The organism is Arenibacter aquaticus, assembly GCF_003957295.1.
Lineage (GTDB): Bacteria > Bacteroidota > Bacteroidia > Flavobacteriales > Flavobacteriaceae > Arenibacter > Arenibacter aquaticus.
In genome coordinates, this window is sequence record NZ_RQPJ01000005.1 from 522214 (window position 1) to 542087 (window position 19874).

Here is a 19874-nt window from a genome sequence, read left to right on the forward strand (position 1 = left end):
TCATTCTGATGCAAACCGAAAAAGTAATAGACCATATTGTGGACTGGTTAAAGGACTATGCCAACAAAGCCAACATCAAAGGATATGTAATAGGAATTTCCGGAGGTATAGATTCTGCCGTAACCTCCACCTTATGTGCTAGGACAGGGTTGCAGTTATTGTGTTTGGAAATGCCCATACATCAGGCCGAAAATCAGATCACTAGGGCTTCCAACCATATAGATTGGCTCATGGGCCAATACAAGGCTGTAAACAGGCAGCTTGTGAACCTCACCCCTACTTTTGACAGTTTGGTACAGGCCCTTCCTGCCGTTGAAAAGGAGGAAGACCGATTTATGTCCTTGGCCAATACCAGGGCCAGATTGAGAATGACCACTTTGTACTACTTTGCAGCCTTAGACGGGCTATTGGTTGCCGGAACCGGCAATAAGGTAGAAGATTTCGGAGTAGGTTTTTACACCAAGTACGGTGACGGCGGGGTAGACCTTAGCCCCATTGCCGACCTACTAAAAACAGAGGTATATGAGATTGCCAAGGTTTTGGGCATCAACGAGGAGATCATAAAAGCAGCGCCAACAGATGGTCTTTGGGGAGATGACAGAACCGATGAAGACCAGATAGGTGCCTCCTATCCGGAATTGGAATGGGCCATGCAAATGGCCGACGAAGGCAAAACCTCCAAGGATTTTTCCGATAGAGAAAAAGAGGTATTCCTTATATACCAAAGATTCAATATCGCCAACAAACATAAGATGGTTCCTATACCCATTTGTGAGATTCCCAGTGACCTAAAATAACCTCTCACCTAAGAACCAAGTGATTAAATCGAAAAAACAGGTTAAAATTTTTAATTTTAGATAAAAAAATGAAGCTTTGCCTAACGAATTAGATAATTTAACCCTACATTGCATGTCAGTATTATTAGACATGGTTATTGATGTTGAAATCTAGAAAAATAACTCGAAATGATCAAAATTTTAATTGCTGACAATCATCCTATTGTTCGAATGGGTGTAAAACAAGTGTTAGAGCCTGTTTCGGATATTCAGGTGATTGCCGATGCATCTACTACAACGGAATTATTTGACAAGTTGGAAATCTTTACCCCGGACGTTATTCTTCTGGAAATGGACATTCCTGAAATCAATGGTATTGCCACCTTGAGAAAAATGAAAAAACAGTACCCCAATATTCGGGTATTAATCTACAGCGGGCAATCTGAAGACGTGTACGCTTTGAGCACCATCCGTGCCGGAGCTTTTGGTTACCTATCCAAAACTTCTGAAATTGATTACATAATCAGTGCCATTAGAAAGGTAAGTGAAGGTAACATGTTTATCACCAACGAATTGGCACAACGCCTTGCTTTTGACGAAGGAACACAAAAACCAAGAAGGTTCTTTAGAAAGCTTTCCACTAGGGAAGTAGAGGTCCTTAAGCTCTTGGCAAGTGGCAAGCGAAACAAAGAAGTGGCCCAAGGACTAAATCTGAACGAAAAAACAGTTAGTACCTACAAAGCACGATTAATGCGTAAGTTAAACGTAGACAACCTTGTAGATCTTTTACAGCAGGCCAAGGCCTTGGAACTGTATTAAACTACGCCAAAACAAAAAAAAGACCGCGTTCCTGGTCTTATTTAGGAATGCGGTCTCTTATTAAAATTTGAACCAACAGTACATTAGGATAGCACCCTGTTCAATTTTTTATTCAGCAGCATATTAAGCTGAATGTAATTCATGATTTCTTCCAAAGTCTCCGAGTTCCCCCCCTCAGATTCCAGTGTACGCTCCTGCAGCGATCCTATTCTCTTTTTAATCAGGTAGCACCTAAGCGTCAAAATAGTCTCGCTAACCAATTGTGAGATCCCTATTTTCTTGTCTTTTGGATAAATATCCTTTCTCTCCCATTGATGTAGCATATATTTCTCTTCATCCATTAATATGGAAGATATTTCTATGGCCAGATCCTGGTCCAAATCGGCAATAAATCTGTTGATGGAAAAATTCTCCTTCTCATTTAGCTCCTCCATTATCCTATAATAGATATCCCGAAACAGGTTATGTGTAAGTTCTATTTCGTCTTCCTGAAGGTCTAAATAAATCTTTTCAAACACTTTCGCCTCCATAGACTCGGGCTCTAATTCCAGGTCCCCCTTCTCATTTTCCTTGAGTACCAGATCCTCAAACTCCTCGTCCTTATCCCCATAAAGCAGTAATAACTCTATAATTTGCCGTTCCAATTCATACTGCACGTCTACCTTTTGTTGCTGTGGCTCATTTTTCACCACATTAAAAGCCTGCTGATCGGGTTTACTTTTTTTATTGGCCTCGGCAGCATCTTTTTTACCAATCTGCGCCAAGGTATTGAACAGAACGGATTCTGAAACATTCATGATCTGGGCACACTCCTGAATATATATCTCCTTTTTGATACGATCGGGGATTTTTCCAATACTATTAACAATGTCCCGTACCGTATCTGCCCTTTTTATAGGATCATTGGCCGCCTCCTTCATTAATAAGGACGCTTTAAACTGGATAAAATCTTTGGAATTCTCTTTGAGGTACCGTACCACCTCCTCATAATCGTTGTTCTTGGCAAAGCTATCAGGGTCCTCCCCTTCCGGAAAAGTACATACCTTAACGTTCATTCCTTGTTCCAGTATAAGATCTATACCGCGCAAAGATGCCCGTAAACCGGCAGCATCCCCATCAAACAAGACGGTAATATTCTTGGTAAGACGGTTTATCAACCGTATTTGATCCGAGGTCAAGGCGGTTCCACTGGAGGCTACCACATTTTGAATTCCCCTCTGATAAAACTGTATCACATCGGTATACCCCTCTACCAGATAACAATTATCCTCCTTGGCAATCGCCTGCTTGGCAAAATAAATACCATACAGCACCTTACTCTTATGGTAAATATCGCTCTCTGGGGAGTTTAGGTATTTGGCCGCTTTTTTATCATTGGTAAGGATCCTACCCCCAAAACCCAAAACCCGGCCACTCATGCTATGAATTGGAAACATAACCCGACCCTTAAACCGGTCAAATGTCCGTTTTTTTTCGGGGTTGGACTGATCCTGCTTAACAATGCTAAGCCCCGTTTTCTCTAGGTAGCTTAATTGGTACTTTTTATCCAGGGCCGCCTTGGTAAAGGCATCCCATTGATCCAAGCAATAGCCCAGTTCAAACTTTTTAATGGTTTCATCGGTGAAGCCGCGCTCCTTAAAATAACTCAGCCCAATGGCTTTTCCCTGCTCCCGTTCCCACAAAATCTCAGAAAAATACTTCTGGGCATATTCAGAAACCAGGTACATGCTCTCGCGCTCATTGGATTGTTCCTTTTGCTCATTGCTCTGCTCTGTTTCTTCTATTTCAATATTGTATTTCCGGGCCAGGTATTTTATAGCCTCGGGATAGGAGAAATGTTCGTGCTCCATTAAAAAGGCCACAACGTTGCCGCCCTTGCCGCTACTAAAGTCTTTCCAGATCTGTTTTACCGGCGAGACCATAAAACTGGGGCTGCGCTCATCGGTAAACGGACTTAAGCCCTTAAAGTTGGATCCGGATTTTTTTAATTGTACAAAATCCCCTATCACCTCCTCTAAACGGGCCGTCTCATATACTTTGTCTATTGTGGATTTTGAAATCAATTTTTTCTTTCTTTTTTTGGAAGGCTAAAGATACTACATTCATGAAAGTTGAAAAAAAGAAAAGGCATTCATATAATTTATAAATTAGTCCTTCCCAATACCATTCAAGGACAAAAAACAGTTATACAATGATTTTATTCTTAGGGACCAAACCCGGCAAAACCATTTCGCAATTGCTCCCCAATCTTGCCTGCCCCTATTGTGAGAACAAAGGAACCCTCACCGCGGTGAGTAGCACAACCTATTTTCACTTGTTCTGGATATCCCTCTTTAGGGTAGGCAGCCATACCGTTATAAGCTGTTCCCATTGCAAAAGAACCTATTTTAAGGATGAATTTACCGAGGAAATGCAACAAGAACTACTGTCTGCCCAAAACAAAAAAGATGAACAGTTTTAACGGATAAGAATTAAACAAACCCGGAGACCACTAGAAACAAAAGGACTATGAATTAATAGATCAATCCAAGTCTAACCGTAGCCCCAAGGAAATATTATTCTGTTTTGGATACTGATTTTTGAAAATAGTAGACAAATTGTATTTAGCATAAACACTTATATCTCCAATCCCAACATAAGCCCCCAGACCATAAACAAAATCGTTGGTCCCAAAGTCTTGTTTGGACTTATCCTTTACTTTTTTTCCATCCTCCTTATATTTTAGCTTTTGCATAGTCCCTAAATTTACCCCGGCAAAGCCACCTATACCCATTTTAAATTGGTCATTGTTCAAATATCTTATCCTGTCATCTTTTTCCATCCTTTTGGAAGGACCAAATTCCAGATATACAGGCAAGACCAAATAGGTTGTCCTAAAATTCGCCTTCTTTAGGGAAAATGGGAATTGCTCCAAGGCAACGGTAGCCCCATCTTTCACAAAATACTGATTATCCTTCAGATTTAACTTATTCCATTGCATGGAAAAGCCGTACTTGAGCCTCCAGAAATTTGAATTCTTTAATAGCCGCGTATTCCAATTCCAGCCCAGCTCAATAAAGCCAGACCCCCCAACCTTATAAGGTGTATCCTCTAAACTACCCTCCTCCCTAATAGCATTATTAAAGCCAAAAGCAAACAACATTTGATTACCCGTTCGTCTATCATATTTAACAGGCTCATTTTTACCCTTTATTTTTATACCTTTTTTTCCGGCTCCTATTAGTACAGAAAACCTGTTTTCCATAAGGGTATCATTCACCAGCTCATAGTTGTTACGGTGTAACAGCGCTATTCTATTTTCTATTATTGCCAACCTGTTCTCGATATTTCTTGCGTGCTTTTCTGCAGCCAATTTCTTAAGCTCTTCAGCTTGCAAGTGGGTTATCTCACCCCTTTCTTCCCGGGCATTTATGCGCATCACTTCTTTTTTAAGTCCTTCCCGCTCAGAAGTTTTAACATTTTCCCTACTTTTTTCCAACCATGCTATTTGTTGTTCCTTGGCCAGCTGTTCCTGTGCACATATATCCTCTGCAATAAGACACAGTATGAAAAACATAAGATAATTGACCACTTTTCCCATAATAAATGTTGATTTAGCAATCCCCTGCCCTATCGCTCCACGAAGGAGCAGGGCCAAGAGATTTAATTAATGATTGATGAATTTTATTAGTTATTTCTTGAGGCGACGACGGCCGTCTTAACTTTTAGATATCCTTCTTTAAGGGCTTGGAACAATTGTTGTCGGTATGATTTGTCCAGTTCCCCTTCTACATCTGCCAATAAGGCTTTGGCATCTACTTTGTAGCCATCACCCTTTATTTTTTCCGAAAACAATTCCCTTTGGGCCTGCCACAAAAGGGAGTCCACTTCGGCCTCGGTAAGGGTTTGTTGATTTTGCTCCATTATCCCTATTTGGGCTACTACCTCCACTATTTTTGTCTCTATATCCGCTGTAGATGCAACTAGGGGCTTATCCGCGCTTACAACCTCAGAAGTATCCATAACCTCCCCATTAATAGCCGCTATTTGGTTGTCCAAGAATTGTTTTTCCTGTATTTGCCCCAGGGTTTCCGCATTACCTTTGCGGGGTTCCTCATTATCATCAATTGTCACTATTTCGGTAGATTTGGCTTCTATAGACTTTATTATCTTTTCTTGGCCAGGCAATACTATTTTGTCTTTTGCTAATGCCCCAGCTGTTTCAACACTGGGAACCGCCACAATACCAGGTTCACCCGCTGGCTGTTTATCATTGGTACCAACATAAAACGTAGAAGCCACCAACAGCCCCAAGCAGGCAGCTACTGCCCACCAAAAGAAAGCTCCTTTCCCCTTCTTCTTATTAGGACCCAATTGCCGGGATAAGCTATCCCAAGCCCTGTCCGAAGGGATAATTTCGCGCTTATCCAGGGTCTCCTTTATATATTCCTCAAATTTCATTGGTGCCATATCCATTGTTATTTACTACGTAAGCCTACTTTTACTTCATGCCTATTTTTGCCCCTTTGCTTATGCCCAACAGCTGTAACTGCTGTTGCAACATTTTACGAGCCTTAAACAATTGTGATTTGGAGGTACTTTCAGATATACCCAACATGCTACCAATCTCATTATGTTTGTACCCTTCCAAAGCATATAAAACAAAGACCATTTTATACCCTGACGGTAATGCATCTATAAGCAATTGTATTTCCTCCATATCCAGTAGGGAAATATCTGTATTTACATGAATGCTTGCCCTTTCACACACCTCATCATCAAAAATCACTGGTTTGGATTTTCTTAGGTAGGTAATACACTCCCTGACCATTATTTTTCTTATCCACCCTTCAAAGCTACCCTCATGCCTAAAGTGGCCCATATTTTTAAACACCTTGACAAAACCACTGACCATAACATCTTCGGCAAAGTGAAGGTCCTTTATGTATTGCCTGCAAACACTTAACATCTTAGGAGAGTATTTGTCATACAAAAACTTTTGGGCCTCTCTGTTTCCAGCCGTGGCTTTCTTTACAAGTAACTTTTCGTTATGGTACAAAGAAATAATTTTCAACTGCCTTAAGTTTGTTTGCTATAAAGATAGACGACATAGCCGGGCAAAAGGTTGCCTGGAAGCATAAAAATATTAATGAATGTAGATTATTACACTGAAAAACAGAACAATAGACGTTATTTTTTTCTGTCCACCACGTAGTTCACCATAAGTTTCAGTGAACTTTTATAATCGGAATCAGGGTAGGTATCCAATAAGGACAATGCTTCTTCCTTGTAGGCAAGCATCTTTTTTACGGCATAGTCCAATCCACCGTTATTCTTAACAAAAGCAATAACCTCTTTTACCCGTTTTTTGTCCTTGTTGTGATTTTTAATGGAATTGATCAGCCATTTTCTTTCGGCTTTGGTACACTTGTTCAGTACAAATATAAGTGGCAGGGTCATTTTCTGTTCCTTTATATCAATACCGGTAGGTTTCCCGATTCGCTCTTCACCGTAATCAAATAAATCGTCCTTAATCTGAAAAGCCATTCCAATAAGTTCCCCAAATTTTCTAAACTTTTCCACATCCTCAGAATCGGGCTTAACAGAACAGGCACCTAGGCTACAACAAGCAGCAATCAAGGTTGCCGTCTTTTGTCGTATAATGTCGTAGTATACCTCTTCGGTAATATCCAAACGCCTTGCCTTCTCTATCTGTAACAGCTCTCCTTCACTCATTTCCCGCACTGCCACCGAAATAATCTTGAGCAGGTCAAAATCTCCATGATCTATGGACAACAGCAAGCCTTTGGACAGTAAATAATCCCCAACCAGGACAGCTATCTTATTTTTCCACAGTGCGTTTACAGAAAAAAAACCTCTCCGCTTATTACTATCATCAACTACATCATCATGGACCAAGGTAGCGGTATGTATCAATTCTATGACCGAAGCTCCTCTATAGGTTCGCTCATTCACTTCCCCATTGTTCAATAACTTTGCGGTAAGAAAAACGAACATGGGCCGCATTTGCTTCCCTTTTCTATTTACAATATAGTAGGTAATCCTATTTAACAGGGCTACTTTGGAGGACATGGACTCGTAGAACTTTTTCTCAAAAAGTTCCATTTCCTTATTAATGGGCTCCTTTATTTGGGATACAATTTTCAAGCGGTAAGTCTAGACTGTTTTATTTTGTCGGTTTGATCCTTGGTGTAAAATTAGGCAAAAAAATATAGTAATACCCCGCCCATAACGGTAATGTGAAAGTTATTTGTCCTTTTCAGCAAAATAGGGTCCAATAATTCCATAAAAGCCCTTTTCCTTTCTAGGATTTGTTGGCCAATTGCCCACAAGCCGCATCAATATCTTTACCCCTGGACCGTCTTACGGTTACCGTAATGCCATTTTTTTCCAAAGTATCCACATACATGTCTATAGCTGCTCTATTGGCCTGTTGAAATTCACCGTCATCTATGGGGTTGTATTCTATAAGGTTTACTTTGGAAGGGGCAAACCTACAAAAATCTACCAAGGCATTCACATCTTTTTGGGTATCGTTGATACCGTCCCATACCACATATTCATAGGTGATCCTACTTTTTGTTTTTTGATACCAATACTCAAGGGCTTCCCTTAAGTCTGCCAAGGTAAATGTGGCGTTAAACGGCATTATAGAGGTACGCGTCTCATCAATGGCCGAATGCAGGGATACTGCCAATTTAAATTTAACGGCCTCATCTGCCATCTTACGAATCATTTTGGGAACACCGGAGGTAGAAACGGTAATTCGTCTTGGCGACATCCCCAATCCTTCTTCAGAGGTTATCTTGTCTATTGCCTTGAGTACGTTGTTGTAGTTCATGAGAGGTTCTCCCATTCCCATAAAAACAATATTGCTCAAAGGCCTATCAAAATACAACCTACTCTCATTGTCAATTGCCACCACCTGATCGTAAATCTCATCAGGATTTAAATTCCGCATCCGTTTAAGTCGCGCCGTAGCGCAAAATTTACAATCCAAACTACAGCCTACCTGGCTGGATACACAGGCTGTAGTTCTGGTTTTGGTAGGAATCAGGACCGATTCCACAATAAGGTCGTCATGTAGCCGAACCGCATTCTTTATGGTTCCATCGCTACTGCGTTGCATCTGATCTACTTTGATATGGTTGATCACAAAATTTTCCTCCAGCATTTTTCTGGTTGCCTTAGAAATATTGGTCATATCCTCAAAGCTATGGGCCGATTTTTGCCACAGCCATTCATAGACCTGGTTTCCCCTAAAGGCCTTGTCTCCCTGCGATTCAAAGAACGACCGTAGTTGTTCCTTGGTAAATGCCCTAATATCTCTTTTCTTTTTTGCGACTTCCACTTCTTAAAGATAAATGATTCTATAAAAAAAATCCCGTCAACCCAGATATATCTCTGATTCTGACGGGATTTTAATATTAATTTGGATGCTTACAATATCAACATAGCATCACCGTAAGAATAAAACTTATACTGTTCCAAAATTGCCTCCTTATAGGCCTTCTTCATTAGGTCATGCCCCATAAACGCAGATACCATCATTAACAGGGTAGATTTTGGAAGGTGAAAATTAGTTACCATGGCATTGGCAATACTAAAGTCATATGGAGGAAAGACAAATTTGTTGGTCCAACCCTCAAAGGTATTCAAGGTTTGTTGTGAAGACACCGCACTTTCCAAAGCTCTCATGGCAGTGGTACCTACAGCACACACCTTGCGCTTATTAAGCTTGGCCGTGTTCACAATATCTGTTGCTTTCTCATCAATGATCAGCTCCTCGCTATCCATTTTGTGCTTAGAAAGGTCCTCTACCTCAACAGGATTAAAGGTCCCCAGTCCAACGTGCAAGGTTACCTCTGCAAAATCTATACCTTTAATCTCCAACCTTTTCAACAAATGCTTGGAAAAGTGGAGGCCTGCAGTTGGTGCAGCCACGGCTCCTTCGTGCTTGGCATAAATAGTCTGGTATCTTTTTTCATCCTCGGCCTCTACATCACGCTTAATATATTTGGGCAAGGGTGTTTCACCTAATTCTTTTAATTTTCTTCTAAAATCGGTATAAGACCCATCGTATAAGAAACGTAAAGTCCTTCCTCTGGATGTAGTATTGTCTATTACCTCAGCCACCAGGGTTTCATCATCCCCAAAATATAGCTTGTTTCCAATTCGTATCTTACGTGCCGGATCTACCAAAACATCCCATAGACGTTGTTCCTCATTTAACTCCCTCAACAAAAAGACCTCAATTCTTGCCCCCGTCTTTTCTTTGTTACCGTACAACCTAGCAGGAAACACTTTGGTATTGTTAAGCACCATAACATCGCCCTCATCAAAATAATCGATAAGATCCTTAAACATTCTGTGCTCAATTTTGCCAGTGTCCCTATGAACTACCATTAATTTGGACTCATCCCTATTCTCTGCTGGATACTCTGCCAATAACTCCTTTGGAAGTTCAAAATTGAAGTGCGATAATTTCATTTAGTATATTCCTTAATATTAGATTAATGTTTTGCGGCTGCAAATATACGATGATGCATGGGGCGATGTCAAGTAAATCCGCATTTAAATCAAAATCAGACGGTTTTAACCTGAAATTTTAATTTTTCCATATCCCGCCAAAAATCGGGATAAGACTTGGACACCACCTCGGCATCGTTAAAATAAAGAGACGTTTTTAGGGCCAGTGGGGCAAAAGCCATGGCCATTCTATGATCGTTATAGGTATCAATTGCCACATCCTTAACAAAATCCTGTGACGCCTCCAATGTCAAGGTTTTATCGGTTACGGAAATAGACGCCCCCAATTTGGTCAATTCAGCTTTTAGGGCTTCCAATCTATCGGTCTCCTTTATTTTTAGGGTATGCAATCCGGTCATATAACAGGCCACGCCCAGGCCATAACAACTAACCGCTATAGTTTGTGCTATATCTGGCGCATTGGCCAAATCAAAAGTAAAACTACTGTCTTTGGGGTTGCCTACTTTTTTTAGTACTATACGATGCCCCTCAAAGGTAGTTTCTACCCCAAAATGGGTATAAATTTCCTGGAGTACGCTATCTCCCTGAAGGCTGTCTTTGTGATAGGCCGATAGGGATATCTCCGTACCCACCTCACATAGTGACACAATACTGTAAAAGTATGAGGCAGAGCTCCAATCGGATTCTACCACCTGAGTACTGGCTACAACCTCGGATTTTGGAGAAACTCTGATTGTATTGCCTTCAAAAGAACTCTCTACCCCTATTTGGGAGAGTAGGCCCAAGGTCATTTTAATATAGGGCACAGAAGTGATTTTACCCACCAACTCCAATTCCAGACCGTTCTGTAAACTTGGCGCTATCAAAAGCAGTGCGGATATATATTGGCTACTGATATTGGCGGGCAGGCTCACCTGGGTCTTGGTCAGCTTTTTACCCTTTATGGCAATAGGCGGGTATCCTTCGTCCTTTTTGTAGCTTATTTCCGCACCTAGGCTCCGCAATGCATCTACCAGTACTTTTATAGGTCTTTCGGTCATCCTTTTAGAACCAGTTAGGGTAACCTCCTTATTTTCCTGTGAAGCAAAATAGGCAGTTAAAAAGCGCATGGCTGTACCTGCGTGGTGAATATCTACCGTTCCACTGCTGATCTGCAGTCCTTCTTGCATTACTTGGGCATCATCCGAATTGGACAGATTTTCAATTTTAATGGCTGGAAACAAGGCTTGTAACAACAACAGCCTATTGGTTTCACTTTTGGATCCCGTAATCGCTATGTCAGATTTAATTAGGGTCTCCGATGGGGCAGATAAATGTAGCTTCAATTTCTATGGAATTTTTAAGGTGTATTGCGTTGTTTTTTACGCAATCTTACAATTTGCAAAACGACAAATATACTACTATTTCAACTTTTTATTGTTATGATGTCGGTCATGATCGCGTTGAGCCTTTAAATCAAGCTTCTTATCAAAGGCCTGCTGTAGGTTTATTCCCGTTTGGTTTGCCAGACAGAGGACCACAAAGAGTACATCGGCCAATTCCTCTCCCAAGTCTTTGTTTTTGTCCGATTCCTTTTCACTCTGCTCCCCGTACCTTCTGGCAATTATACGGGCCACTTCCCCTACTTCTTCGGTAAGTTGGGCCATATTGGTAAGCTCGTTAAAATAACGCACTCCATGGTTATTGATCCATTCATCTACAGCTTGCTGTGCATTTTCTATATTCATTATTCTTTACTTTTAGTCAAAACTATTTTTTCGCTCATTTTATCTACCACCAGCTTAAAGTACTCCCTCAATGCACTATAATATAATGGCGCTATTACAGATTGGTTTACTCTTGTATTGACCAAGACATTGATCTGATTTGATTGGGCTGCAACATTAAATAAAAAGCTTCCCAATTCATCTGGCAACTTCAAACGTGTAGACTCGGGCAAGGACTCTACAATATAACCTTCAGGGATAGCTATACCAATTCTATACTTTGTACTGGAAGGATACCCAAAATCTACAGGAAACTCCCTCTTTTCCAATTTAAAAGGATTTTCTTTTGTCCCTAAAAAAAACATGGGAGAAAAATAGATACGATCACCAATCATTTCCATGTGATTCTCTGTAACGAACTTATAAGATTCCATGACCGGATGGGCCAAGTCTACATTGTTCTTCACTTCAAAATCCGAAACCATCATCTCTCCATATTTATTCTCCAATTTTTCAATATAAACATCTTCTTTTTCACTATTAAATTGCTTACGGTAACCCATTGCATCATGACCGGTCTTAGTCCTCCTAATCATTCCCTCTATATCACCATTTTTCCCTAATCCCACATTAAGGTAGACTGTTTCCTGGGCAATATTCTTAGGATACAAATCAACCATCACGGAACTACCGTCTTTATTAACCATCCTACCTTCCCAATTCAAAGCCCTTAAAGGTAATACATTTAAGGAACTGTAGGTATTGGTAGCATCCAGCAAAATGGTATCATTATCCACCACAACTCCCGAAATTACATAATTATAACCTTCACGTGTTGGAAATACTGGAATACCATTATCACGAGTGCTTACCAGTATTGGATTGGAATTAAATCCCGCACTTCTCAGCATGGAAGTAAGCATGAGGTTAATATCTCCAACATTCCCGGTACGCTCCTTATATGCTTGCCTTACCCCATTTGTTGCATATTTACCATAATACCCATTCCATTTAACCTGAGATTTTACTTTATCAAAAATTTTTGCAATTTTCTCTAAGGGATCAGTACTATCTGTCAAAAGAGCGTCCAAATCCTTTTGATAGTACCCTGTCCTATTCAACTCACCTCCAAATTCAGGTCTTTTATATATTGTTTTCACCACGTCTTCCCATGTGGTTGAATAATGCTCCAAAATACTATTGGGAAACTTAGTAAAGGATAATTCGTACTTTACGCAAGACCTGTAGTTATCTATATTGTTCACATAGGGCTCATTTTTTAAGGCTGGTACATCTGTTAATTCATAAGAATTCTTATTTATATCAAACCTTAGTTTTGAAGTGTTAAAATTTGTCTTGACTGAAGAAAACCCAGACCCAGAACTCCTGGTTTTGGTATGAAAATTTATATCACCAGCAATTACTTCCTGCTTAGCGGATATTGGTAAAAAACCCTTCATATTCAATTTGTAGTTAAAATACTCGGGGGACATAAAGATTGCGATCAACTTTTTAACAGGGATACTATGCTGCAACTTAAATTCGTCAACGATAGATACAAAAGGAGATTTCACCTTGTACTTATACTCAATTACAGACCCTTCCTTGACATTTGGCATAGTAAATGTCTTTTGATTATAATACTGGGATAGTTCAATATCAAACTCACCATCGCCCTTAAGTTTGCTATCCTCTATCTTATCATCTACCAAGTTATAAGTATAAGCTTTTAACTCACTTACTTTTTCCCTCTTTCTAGCATCCTTATAGAGATTTATCTTTTTGGTAGCATATTCAAAGCCGTCCTTATTGTACAATTTTATTCTCTCATGGACTTCTGTGATCAATTGAAAACCTTCATTTTCAAAATACTCTACAGATGTTTTCCTATATTTATATAAATAGGAAGCTGAAGCGGAGGAATCCGCCACATTGAAGCGCTCTTTCAACTCTTCTTTGGATACCTTACCAAAGTTAAAATTTTGGGCTATAACAAATTGAAGATTGAGTAGGATGCAGACAAGCATTAATTTTTTCATGTGGTTAGTTATTTTTCGTCAATATAATTTTAGCGTTATCGTTCTTGGAAACTTCTTTTATAAAACTTCTATAGTCTGCATATTCCTCCTTAGGATATACCCCTTCGTAAACCACGAATTGTCGGGTATATTTTAGTCTGCTCTCCGACACCTTCTCAATGTCTGCACTATATTTTCCGAATTTATTCTCAATGAATAGGTTATCGGGAGTTGATTCCAATTTATATCCCTTTGGCAAATGGATGTCATATTCAGCATTATCAGAAAAACCCCTTTCTATTTCCAATGGCATTTTGCGGTTTCGGTACCTTTGCGGTAGATGAATAGTTTTGTTTAGCGTATTGACAGGGATAAGCAATAAGGAGCCCGACACAGAAGAAAAATTGCCCGCTCTAAAGTCTATCTCCTGGGTAAATGATACCGACTCTTTATCATTATGGAAATCCATACGATCTATATCCATGTCACCCATATGGCCCCATTGACTTTTTATAAACTTTTCCTTTTCTAGCAGCGTCTCCTTCTCTAGGTAATACCTTTTATTATATCGCAGCCCTTCAGATATAACCTTAGCATTGACAACGACACTCCTATCATCCAGTATTTTTAAATTGGCCTTTACTACCTGACTATTTTCTAAAGGATCATATTTTGGAGTGCGTATTATTTTGCCACCCTCCGGAGAAATAGCCAAAACATTTCTATTATCGGTAAAATCTCCCAAAAAATTAAAGGGCAAAGATTGACTTGTACACTCTAACCAGACAGATTTATTATTTTGGATCGGAATGTTTAATATAACGTGATTAGCCTGACCTAACAAGGAAGGGAAACTTTTATCCATATCAATCTGATTGTTGGCAGACGCATACACTTCTGTATAGTATGATGTTACCCCTACCACTTCCAGCAAGGCCCTGGTATAGTTGGTCAACCCCTTACAATCACCGTATTTAACCCTGTCCACTTCCGATGCAGGTATTGGCCTAATCCCGCCAATACCTACTTGCACACTAACATATCTAGTGTTGTTCTGTACATAATTATATATTACTCGGGCCTTTTCCAGGGGGCTATTTATTCCTTCAACGAGCCCAAGCACTTTTTTCTTGGTTTCCTCAGAAAGGTCCGTACTCCCGCTCAACAAATTATCGTAAATCCATTTACCCATGGTCTCCCAATCCCCAGCTTCAATTTCGAAGCCCTCATAATGCGAGCGTAGGGGAGCAATTAGAAGTACGGGGGCAATACTCCTAAAATCTGGACTTAGTTCTTCGGGTTCAATAGCCTCTAAGTTTTCTGCTATATAACTTACAACTCCATTTTTACTTTGGTCCAATATGTTATATCCCGTAAAATTCTTCTCTTTTTTGCTTAATCCGAGAGCACTATCGTAAACAATATCATAAGTACTTTTTTCCGTGCTTATGTTGTAACCTTGTAAAGGTCGCCAAAAGGGAATCCAAGTGGTATTGGAGGTCGTAGTTTCGTAATAAAACTCAATGGTATAGGGATAGCTATTAGGAATGTAGCTAAGGTATTTTACCCTACTGTCTTCATATAAAGAAAAGCTGCTAACCGCCGCCATATCCTTAAAATCACCACTTTTAAACTTTTTTAGTTGCTTGCCAAATTTGTCATAAGCAATGGCGCCCAAGTTTTTCACCTTAATTTTATCGTCGTAATAAACTTTAAGGTCTAAATGGTCATTTCCCTTACTGTTTAAAATGGTCACCACTCTCTTATGGGTTTGCTTTAGACTTTCCAGACCTGCAATTTCAATAGTGGTCGCATTTAACCTTACAACGGCATCAGCGTTTGCGACTAATTTAGCATCAAGTAATATGGCTTGGTATTCTTTTTTTTGTGCCTTTACTACAAAGAAGAATACACAAAATAGGAGAGAAAAATAAAATCGCATCAACAATAAAAATGTAAATATTTATAGCGATGAAATATAGTACTATTCGTACGACTGCTTCAAAAAAAATCGTTTAACGTCATTATTCCCTGTTTTTGGAATCTATTTGTATTGTTACCGGTCCGTCATTCAGAAGCGCCACTTTCATATCGGCTCCAAATATTCCAGTGCCTACCTTCTTTCCAAGGTCTTTTTCCAATTGGGACACAAATTGCTCGTAGAGCGGAACGGCCACCTCTGGTCTTGCCGCTTTTATATAACTGGGTCTATTGCCTTTCTTGGTTGAGGCGTGAAGCGTAAACTGACTAATTACCAAGGCTTCCCCATTAATCTGAAGCAGTGATAGATTCATGACCCCCTGGGCGTCATTAAAAATCCTTAGATTGGCCACCTTTTTGCAAAGCCATTTTATATCTTCCTCCGTATCCGCTTCCTCTATACCCAAAAACAAAAGCAGTCCGTTAGAAATTTCCGAAACAACCCGCTGTTCTACCGTTACACTTGCGGTGGTTACTCTTTGTATGGTTACTCGCATTATTTTTCCCCGTAGATATCAATTCTATAATTCTCTTGTTCCCCATTTAACATCTGCACATAACTTTTATACCTGCTCCAGGCCACTTCATTATTGTCCAGGGCTTGTTTTACTGCGCAATGCGGCTCATCTACATGCAAACAATTATTGAACTTACAATCGGATTTCAACTTAAAGAATTCAGGAAAATAATCTCCTATCTCCTCCTTTTCCATATCCACTATCCCAAATCCTTTTATCCCGGGCGTATCTATTATTTTGGCTCCGAAATCCAGGTCGAACATTTCCGCAAAAGTAGTGGTGTGCTGTCCCTGCATATGTTGTGAGGATATGCTTTTGGTCTTTAGGTCCAGTTGGGGCTCAATGGCATTTACCAAGGTAGATTTCCCCACTCCCGAATGTCCGGAAAACATACTTGTTTTCCCCATCATCAACTCCTTAACCTTATCTACATTCTTAGTGGTTTTGGCAGAGATCCCTATACAGGTATACCCTATCTCCCTATACAATTCTGCCAAATATCTAATTTCATCCAACTCCTCTTCAGTATAGGTGTCGATCTTATTAAAAAGCAAAATAGCAGGAATACCATAGGCTTCGGAAGTCACCAAAAACCGGTCGATAAAACTGGTAAAGGTTGGCGGATTGTTCAAGGTTACCAATAAAAATACCTGATCCAAATTGGCCGCGATGATATGTGTTTGTTTGGACAGGTTGACCGATTTTCTAATGATATAGTTTTTCCTGTCCTTAATTTCGGTGATGATACCTTGAGGCGTATCTTCAGAACTATCCTGTTCAAAGACCACCACATCTCCTACGGAAACAGGATTGGTACTCTTTATCCCCTTAAGGCGAAATTTTCCTTTTATCCTGCATTCGTAAAAAATACCCTCCTCCGTTTTAACGGTATACCAACTACCGGTAGATTTATATACAGTTCCTTCCATTAAGGTGTTCTAACATATTTATTTACAAAGAAACAACTTTAGTTTTATACTAGCCTTTAAAATTGAGCGTTGATAATGCTGTATCAACATATAAACAACCAAAACATGAAAAAACTATTATTCATTGCCTTTATTGTAATGGCCGGATCACTAGAGCTAAATGCCCAACAATTTAAAGTGATAACCAGTGTAGAATCTATTGTTCCCAATGGACTTGGTCGCTCTAGAATAATAAGCGCCAATGAAGACAAGGACTACAAAGAGTTTACCAGCGTACAAACAGAGGACGACAACAGCAGAAACAAATCGAAGCGCGACGAGATAAGGGTAAAGAATTTTGAAGAGACCAAACTTTTAAACTTCTATAATATTGGAGGCATCCGGTTTCAAAATATTGCAGCCAATGATGCCCTAATCACCTCAAAGATCAACGCTATGGTAGCTGAGGGATGGGAATTGGCCTTTGTAACCAGTGCGGTTGAAAGTGAAGGTGGCAAGGGAGACGGACAGGGCATTTTTATTACCCGATACATTTTTAAAAAATAACGATCCAAGAATACAAAACAAAAAACCCGGTCCTATGGCCGGTTTTTTTGTTTTAGTCAGTCTCCATATGGGCTTAAAGCAGCCTACAGAAAAATCTTGCCCTAGTCCTTTATTTGAACCCGACCACCGGCAAAAGTATTCTTGTTCACTTCCTTGGGGTTGCCATAAACCACGACATCTCCACCTGCCCTAATAGTGATATCAATCGCGTCCGATGTATGCATCTCAGCCTCCCCTCCGGCTGTTATCTTAACAGTGCCGCGCTTACTCACCAAAGGTTTTCCCACAAAGACGCCTCCTGTATTTAACACCACCTCTTGGGTGTTGGTCTTCCCTGCAGCCTCTACAATGCCTCCGGTAACACATCTCACCACCACATCCTGCACTGCCAAACCAACCTTAATCTTAGCCCCTTCTTGCGTCCTTAATTCAATTTTATCCTGATCCAAGGTTTGGCTTACCGTAATCTTGGCCCCTTCATTACCGTCTATAACCGCTATATCTTTATAATACACCTCAACAAAAGTATCCTCTCCATGGAAAATTTTATCCAAGGCCATTCTAATCTTTAAGGTTCCGTTTTTGTTTACAATTTGGATGTCATCTACATTGTCTCCTTTTACCAGAACTTTATTTTCATTGGATTCAATAAGGTTTACAGCAATTAGATCGTACACCTTTATGGTTTTAAAATCGCCCACCGATTTTTCCACAGTCCGCTGTGAGACCCCTATAAAGGACACCAATAAACACCCCAAAACCAACAACTTACTCATTTTTATCATTTTTATTCATAGGTTTTATTCTAGGACCCAAGCGGTCCCAAAGATTTTTGCCTTCTATTATTCTGTGTAAAGATGAAACAAAATAGAATTTGTTACACTTGTTTAAAGAAACAATTAACATTTTTTGAAACATTGAAACGAACGCCATGTTTAAGAAATCCTTACAAACAAAAAAACCCGCAAAAAGCGGGTTTAAACGGTTTACCAAAAAAATAATCTAAGAGTTGATTATTTTTTCCTGGTGATTTATGGATTCCTGATGAATGGCCTTGAACATTTTCAAAACAAACTCCTCGCTCAATCCTTTTGACTCACCTTCCAAGATCATATTACCTAAAATAGCGTTCCAACGGTTGCTTTGCAATACCGCAACGTTTTTCTGCTTTTTCAAAGCACCGATGCTATCGGAAACTTTCATTCTTTTTCCAAGCATGTCTATCAACTGGTTATCCAGAACATCTATTTGTGCCCTTAGACCACTTAGCTCACTGTTATATGCTGCTTCCGGATCTGACTCTTTTCTGATTTTCAAATCTCTCATGATCTGGATCAATTTGGTAGGCGTCACCTGTTGTGCGGCATCACTCCATGCATTCTCAGGATCAAAATGGGTTTCAATCATTAAGCCATCAAAATTAAGGTCCAAGGCAGTCTGGGAGACATCAAAGATCATTTCCCTATTCCCAGTAATGTGGGAAGGATCGTTGATCAAAGGCAAATCAGGGAATTTATTTTGAAATTCTATCGCCAATTGCCATTCCGGAATATTCCTATATTTAGTTTTCTCGTAGGTAGAGAACCCTCTGTGTATGGCACCTAAATTTTTAATCCCGGCAGAATGCAACCTTTCAATACCACCAAGCCATAAAGCCAAATCTGGATTTACCGGATTCTTCACCAATACTATTTTATCTGTCCCCTCCAAGGCATCAGCAATCTCCTGCATGATAAACGGACTCACTGTTGAACGGGCCCCTATCCACAACAAATCAATGTCATGCTCCAATGCCAACTTAACATGGGCGGCATTAGCCACTTCGGTACAAGTTTTCATACCGGTCTCTGCCTTCACTTTCTGCAACCACTTTAAACCTAAAGCTCCTACCCCTTCAAACATTCCGGGACGTGTTCTTGGCTTCCAGATACCAGCACGAAAATAGTTTACATCGGTATCTTTTAACTCATTGGCAATTTGGAGCACTTGCTCTTCTGTTTCCGCACTACAAGGCCCGGCAATTACTAGTGGATGGTCCAATTTCATATCGTCCAACCATGTTCTCATTTGTTTTGAATTTTCCATTTTTACT

19 protein-coding genes are annotated in these 19874 nt (G+C 39.9%); 4 read left to right on the forward strand and 15 right to left on the reverse strand.

All coding sequences use genetic code 11. From position 1 onward, the window contains the following. Positions 1-8 precede the first annotated feature (8 nt). On the forward strand, positions 9-797 hold the full coding sequence (nadE, locus tag EHW67_RS11575) for an NAD(+) synthase (RefSeq protein ID WP_126162528.1): 789 nt from the start codon (positions 9-11) through the stop codon (positions 795-797). A gap of 168 nt (positions 798-965) precedes the next feature. Continuing rightward, positions 966-1595 carry a response regulator gene (locus EHW67_RS11580; protein WP_126162529.1) on the forward strand — a complete coding sequence of 210 codons (630 nt, stop codon included), beginning with the start codon at positions 966-968 and terminating at the stop codon, positions 1593-1595. Positions 1596-1678: 83 nt separating this feature from the next. On the opposite strand, the gene dnaG is transcribed toward EHW67_RS11580, so the two are convergent. Beyond that, entirely contained in the window at positions 1679-3658 is a 1980-nt protein-coding gene (dnaG, locus tag EHW67_RS11585; RefSeq protein ID WP_126162530.1) for a DNA primase, read from the reverse strand. Positions 3659-3786: 128 nt separating this feature from the next. Here dnaG and EHW67_RS11590 point away from each other — a divergent pair, with 128 nt between their 5' ends. Then, positions 3787-4056 (forward strand): zinc-ribbon domain-containing protein, encoded by a 270-nt coding sequence (locus EHW67_RS11590; RefSeq protein WP_126162531.1) that lies wholly within the window; start codon positions 3787-3789, stop codon positions 4054-4056. A gap of 60 nt (positions 4057-4116) precedes the next feature. Here the strand turns inward: EHW67_RS11590 and EHW67_RS11595 are convergent, their stop codons facing one another. The 12 genes from EHW67_RS11595 to rsgA form a co-directional block, all read right to left on the reverse strand. After that, positions 4117-5175, reverse strand: coding sequence for a hypothetical protein (locus EHW67_RS11595; RefSeq protein WP_126162532.1), 1059 nt, complete (start codon positions 5173-5175; stop codon positions 4117-4119). 86 nt (positions 5176-5261) lie between these two features. Next, positions 5262-6044, reverse strand: a complete 783-nt coding sequence (locus tag EHW67_RS11600) for a hypothetical protein (RefSeq protein WP_126162533.1) — start codon at positions 6042-6044, stop codon at positions 5262-5264. A 31-nt stretch (positions 6045-6075) separates the two neighbouring features. After that, positions 6076-6648, reverse strand: coding sequence for an RNA polymerase sigma factor (locus EHW67_RS11605; protein WP_126162534.1), 573 nt, complete (start codon positions 6646-6648; stop codon positions 6076-6078). 116 nt (positions 6649-6764) lie between these two features. Further along, positions 6765-7742 (reverse strand): polyprenyl synthetase family protein, encoded by a 978-nt coding sequence (locus EHW67_RS11610; protein ID WP_126162535.1) that lies wholly within the window; start codon positions 7740-7742, stop codon positions 6765-6767. A gap of 157 nt (positions 7743-7899) precedes the next feature. Next, a complete protein-coding gene (gene rlmN, locus EHW67_RS11615) occupies positions 7900-8946 on the reverse strand; it encodes a 23S rRNA (adenine(2503)-C(2))-methyltransferase RlmN (protein WP_126162536.1) in 1047 nt (348 codons plus the stop codon). Between the two features lie 89 nt (positions 8947-9035). Further along, complete coding sequence (gene queA, locus EHW67_RS11620; protein WP_126162537.1) at positions 9036-10085, reverse strand: tRNA preQ1(34) S-adenosylmethionine ribosyltransferase-isomerase QueA; 1050 nt, start codon at positions 10083-10085, stop codon at positions 9036-9038. A 95-nt stretch (positions 10086-10180) separates the two neighbouring features. Then, the gene (locus EHW67_RS11625) at positions 10181-11410 is read right to left on the reverse strand and encodes a 3-phosphoshikimate 1-carboxyvinyltransferase (protein WP_126162538.1); all 1230 of its coding nucleotides are present in this window, start codon (positions 11408-11410) and stop codon (positions 10181-10183) included. A gap of 75 nt (positions 11411-11485) precedes the next feature. Continuing rightward, positions 11486-11812, reverse strand: coding sequence for a nucleotide pyrophosphohydrolase (locus EHW67_RS11630; protein ID WP_126162539.1), 327 nt, complete (start codon positions 11810-11812; stop codon positions 11486-11488). Then, positions 11812-13830, reverse strand: a complete 2019-nt coding sequence (locus EHW67_RS11635) for a DUF3857 domain-containing protein (protein WP_126162540.1) — start codon at positions 13828-13830, stop codon at positions 11812-11814. The genes EHW67_RS11630 and EHW67_RS11635 overlap by 1 nt, the downstream gene beginning before the upstream one ends. Before the next feature lie 4 nt (positions 13831-13834). Then, positions 13835-15751: a DUF3857 domain-containing protein gene (locus EHW67_RS11640; protein ID WP_126162541.1), complete on the reverse strand. Its 1917-nt coding sequence runs from the start codon at positions 15749-15751 to the stop codon at positions 13835-13837. 82 nt (positions 15752-15833) lie between these two features. Then, on the reverse strand, positions 15834-16286 hold the full coding sequence (dtd, locus tag EHW67_RS11645; protein WP_126162542.1) for a D-aminoacyl-tRNA deacylase: 453 nt from the start codon (positions 16284-16286) through the stop codon (positions 15834-15836). Continuing rightward, entirely contained in the window at positions 16286-17236 is a 951-nt protein-coding gene (gene rsgA / locus EHW67_RS11650; RefSeq protein WP_126162543.1) for a ribosome small subunit-dependent GTPase A, read from the reverse strand. Before rsgA ends, dtd begins: the two co-directional genes overlap by 1 nt. 105 nt (positions 17237-17341) lie before the next feature. On the opposite strand from rsgA, the gene EHW67_RS11655 reads away from it, so the two are divergent. Then, positions 17342-17782, forward strand: coding sequence for a hypothetical protein (locus EHW67_RS11655; RefSeq protein ID WP_126162544.1), 441 nt, complete (start codon positions 17342-17344; stop codon positions 17780-17782). 101 nt (positions 17783-17883) lie between these two features. Here the strand turns inward: EHW67_RS11655 and EHW67_RS11660 are convergent, their stop codons facing one another. Together EHW67_RS11660 and EHW67_RS11665 are read right to left on the reverse strand one after the other, a co-directional pair. Next, positions 17884-18558 (reverse strand): head GIN domain-containing protein, encoded by a 675-nt coding sequence (locus EHW67_RS11660; RefSeq protein ID WP_126162545.1) that lies wholly within the window; start codon positions 18556-18558, stop codon positions 17884-17886. Positions 18559-18784: 226 nt separating this feature from the next. Then, positions 18785-19867, reverse strand: coding sequence for a bifunctional 3-deoxy-7-phosphoheptulonate synthase/chorismate mutase type II (locus tag EHW67_RS11665; protein ID WP_126162546.1), 1083 nt, complete (start codon positions 19865-19867; stop codon positions 18785-18787). Between the last annotated feature and the right edge of the window lie 7 nt (positions 19868-19874).